The sequence below is a fragment of the Herbidospora mongoliensis genome (assembly GCF_001570545.1).
Classification (GTDB): domain Bacteria; phylum Actinomycetota; class Actinomycetes; order Streptosporangiales; family Streptosporangiaceae; genus Herbidospora; species Herbidospora mongoliensis.
The window spans coordinates 1-3,895 of record NZ_BBXD01000047.1; the positions used below are offsets into that span (position 1 = coordinate 1).

At 67.5% G+C, this 3,895-nt stretch carries 1 protein-coding gene and 2 pseudogenes; all 3 read left to right on the top strand.

Features of this window, described 5'->3' with window-relative positions; all coding sequences use genetic code 11:
• Positions 1–6 precede the first annotated feature (6 nt).
• The 3 genes and pseudogenes from AW272_RS40145 to AW272_RS40160 all read left to right on the top strand — a co-directional run bounded on the left by AW272_RS40145 (position 7) and on the right by AW272_RS40160 (position 3,874).
• Positions 7–1,550, top strand: a pseudogene (locus AW272_RS40145) (IS1182 family transposase).
• A gap of 307 nt (positions 1,551–1,857) precedes the next feature.
• Positions 1,858–2,557, top strand: a pseudogene (locus AW272_RS43015) (IS5 family transposase); the annotation flags it as partial.
• 100 nt (positions 2,558–2,657) lie between these two features.
• Positions 2,658–3,874, top strand: a protein-coding gene (locus tag AW272_RS40160; protein WP_157519053.1) for an IS3 family transposase whose coding sequence is annotated in 2 segments (ribosomal slippage) — positions 2,658–2,961 and positions 2,961–3,874 — 1,218 coding nt in all. Because the reading frame shifts where the segments join, the coding sequence is not laid out codon by codon here.
• Positions 3,875–3,895: the final 21 nt, after the last annotated feature.

Sequence of the window (3,895 nt, forward strand, 5' to 3'; positions counted from 1 at the left end):
CCGGATGTGTGGCAGACCTGCCGGGAGTTGATCCCGGCCGGGAGCGTGTTCGCGTTCCTGGCCGAGCATCGTCAGGCGCTGTTTCCCGCGGAGATGTTCGCGGACATGTATCCCTCGCGCAACGGACGTCCGAGCATGCCGCCGGACATCTTGGCGGCCGCGGTGGTGCTGCAGACCTTGCAAGGGCTATCGGACGTCGACACCGTGCAGGCATTGCGGTGTGACCTGCGGTGGAAGGCCGCCTGCGGGCTGGGACTGTATGACAGCGCGTTCGATCCGTCGCTGCTGACCTATTTCCGGCGGCGGCTGGCCCGCTCCAACAGGTCGGATCGGATCTTTGAAGCCGTCGGTGAGGTGGTCGCGGCGACCGGAGTACTCAAGGGCAGGCAGCGGCGGGCGCTGGATTCGGCGGTCCTGGATGACGCGGTGGCCACCCAGGACACCGTCACCCAGTTGATCGCCGCGATCCGCCGGGTGATCCGTCACGTGCCCGGCGCCGCGCAGGTCGCGGCCGAACTCTGCGCCGCTCATGACTACGCCGATCCGGGCAAGCCGCGCATCGCCTGGGATGACGGGCAGGCCCGGGCCGCGCTGGTGGACGCGCTGGTCACCGACGCCATCTGCCTGCTGGTCGGCCTGCCCGAGCAGCCGTTGGAGGAGCAGGCGGCCACCGCGGTGGGCCTGCTGGCCCTGGTCTGCGGCCAGGACGTCGAGCCGGCCGACGACTCCGACGGCCGCGACGGGCGGTGGCGTATCGCCCAGCGGACCGTCACCGACCGGGTGATCTCCACCGTCGACACCGAATCACGGCACGTGCACAAGACCCGCACTCACCGCCAGGACGGCTTCAAGGCCCACGTCGCGGTCGAACCCGAGACTGGCCTGTTCACCGCCGTGGCGCTGCGGCCCGGATCGGGCGCCGTCCATCACGAGGCCGCCCTTGCCCTGGACCTGCTCGCCGCCGAAGAGGGCTCCGTGGACGTCTTCGGTGATGCCGCCTACTCCACCGGGCCTTGCCGCCACGCGCTGACCTCGGCAGGGCATCGCATGGTGATCAAACCCGCGCCGCTGCGGCCGGCCGTTCCCGGCGGGTTCAACCTGGACGACTTCGCCATCGACACCACCGCCGGGACCGTGACCTGCCCGGCCGGACACCAAGTCCCGCTGTCAGCGCCGTCAGGCCGCCACCTGCAGCGCAAGGCGTTGTTCTCCGGCCTGTGCGCCGGCTGCCCGCTGCGCCCGCGCTGCACCACGACCAAAGCCGGGCGCATCCTCACCCTCGCCCCCACCACGACGCGCTTGCCGCCGCCCGCCGCCACGCCGCGACCGATCGGGCCTGGCAGGAGGATTACCGGCGCTGGAGGCCCCCGGTCGAACGCGCCATCGCCTGGATCGTCGCCCGGGGCAACCGCCGATTACGGTATGTCGGCACCATCAAGAACAACGCCTGGCTCCACACCCGCGCCGCCGCGCTCAACCTGCGAACCCTGATCAACCTCGGGCTCACCCGCACGAGCGGGTCTTGGACGCTGGCCTCCACGACCATCTGAGAAATCGCGGGCCGCAAACGGCGCCGCACGCGAACAAGATTTTCAGCGGCCTTCTAGGAGCACCCGCAAGATTCCGTACACCAGCGTGGTCACGAGCGCCAGTCCGAGCGCACCTTTGAGCCCGAACAAGAGCCATCTCGCGAGGGCGTTTCGCACGTGTTTGATGAGGTCGGTTGTTTTTCCTGACAGGTGTAGATCGGCATATCCGGGGGTCTCGATGAACCATGTACCTCGCCCGATTGCGCGCATGACCGTACGTCCGACTACGCCCCCGACCACTAGGCCGTGTTTTCAAAGTGATCTGGTTGTGCGGGATCATCGATGGGTGATTCGTCGCCATGAGCTGACCGACCAGGAGTGGGACTCGCTCAAAGAGTTACTTCCACCTGGGCGAATGGGGCGTCCGCGTGAGGACGACCGGCGGGTGCTGAACGGGATCGTGTGGAAGATGCGCACCGGCAGCGCCTGGCGTGACGTCCCGGACGGTATGGTCCGTGGCGGACGCTCTACACCCGCTTCCGCAGGTGGGCGCTGGACGGCACGTTCGCCGCGATGCTGTCGAAAGCTCAAGCCAGAGCCGACGCCGCCGGGGACATCGACTGGCTGGTGGCGGTCGACTCCACCATCGTCCGAGCCCATCAGCACGCGGCCGGAGCTCGAAAAGGGGGCACCGGCCGGGTGCCGATCCGGCGGATCACGCCATCGGACGATCCCGTGGGGGACTGACCACCAAGATCCACCTCGCCTGCGACGGACACGGCCGTCCGCTGTCGGTGCTGGTCACCGCTGGCAACGTCAACGACTGCACCCGCCTGATCCAGGTCCTGGCCGGCATCCGGGTGCCCCGGATCGGGCCGGGACGCCCACGCACCCGCCCAGATCACCTGGTGGCCGACAAGGGCTATAGCTCCCGCGCCATCCGCCGGCACCTGCGACAGCGCGGCATCAGCCACACCATCCCCGAACGATCCGACCAGGTAGCCGGACGCAAACGACGAGGCAGCTCCGGCGGGCGGCCACCGTCCTTCGATCGGGACCGGGAGTTCCCCCCTGATTGTGGACACCTTGGAGACTGGATCTTGAGGTCCAGGGGAAGAGATGTTCTTGATGGTGCGGAAGAACTATCCGGAGGAGTTCAAGGCCGACGCTGTGGCGTTGTTCTTGTCGGACCCGGCCAAGACCTACAAGCAGGTCGCTGATGATCTCGGAATCCATCGAGCTACGCTGCGGTTGTGGGTGATCGACGCGCAGGAGAAGGGGACGGCCAGCGCGAGGCCGAAGCCTGGCCGCAAGCCGGTTTTGCGAGGAAACCTATCCTCGGATGACGTGCTTGAGGAAGAGAATCAGCAGCTCAAGGCCCGGGTGCGGGAGTTGGAGCTGGAACGGGACATTCTGCGGAAGGCCGCGAAGTTTTTCGCGGGCGAGACGAACTGGTGAGCCGCTTCGAGTTCGTTGACGATCACAAGAACACCTTCGGGGTGAAGCGGTTGTGCCGGGTCCTGGAGCTGGCCCGATCGAGCTACTACCGGTGGCTGGCCACCGCCCCGACCCGGCTGGCCCGCAAGCGGGCCGACGACGCTCTCGCGGTCGAGATCCGCAGGATCCACACAGAAGAGGACGGCACGTACGGGTCCCCGCGGATCACCGCCGAACTCCAGGCCCAAGGGCTCGAGGTCAATCACAAACGGGTCGAGCGGGTCATGCGCGAGCGGCACATCGTCGGGGCGCACCTCCGCAGGAAGGTCCGCACCACGATCCCCGAACTGGACGCCACCCCCGTCCCGGACCTGCTGAAACGGGACTTCACCGCGTCCGCGCCGAACCAGAGGTACGTGGGTGACATCACGTATCTGCCGATCGGGGACGGCAAGTTCCTCTACCTCGCCACCGTCCTGGACCTGGGCTCACGCCGGCTGGCGGGCTGGTCGATCGCCGACCACATGCGCACCAAACTCGTCACCGACGCCCTCGAAGCTGCGGCCCGCACCAGGGGCGGCACCCTCGACGGGGCGATCTTCCACAGCGACAACGGCGTCCAGTACTGCTCCAAGGACTTCGAGGAGACCTGCGCTCGCCTGGGCGTCACCCGTTCCCGCGGCGCGGTCGGCACCAGCGCCGACAATGCCGCCGCCGAATCATTCAACGCCTCTCTCAAACGCGAGACGCTGCAAGGCGCTCATGGCTGGACATCAGCCGGCGAAGCCCGCCTGGCGGTGTTCACGTGGGTGACCCGATATAACACCAAAAGGCGGCACTCCCGCCTCGGCCAGATCTCACCGATCGACTACGAGAAAACCGCAGGTAGCCTGACCGCCGCAGCCTAAAACCGGTGTCCACAATTCGGG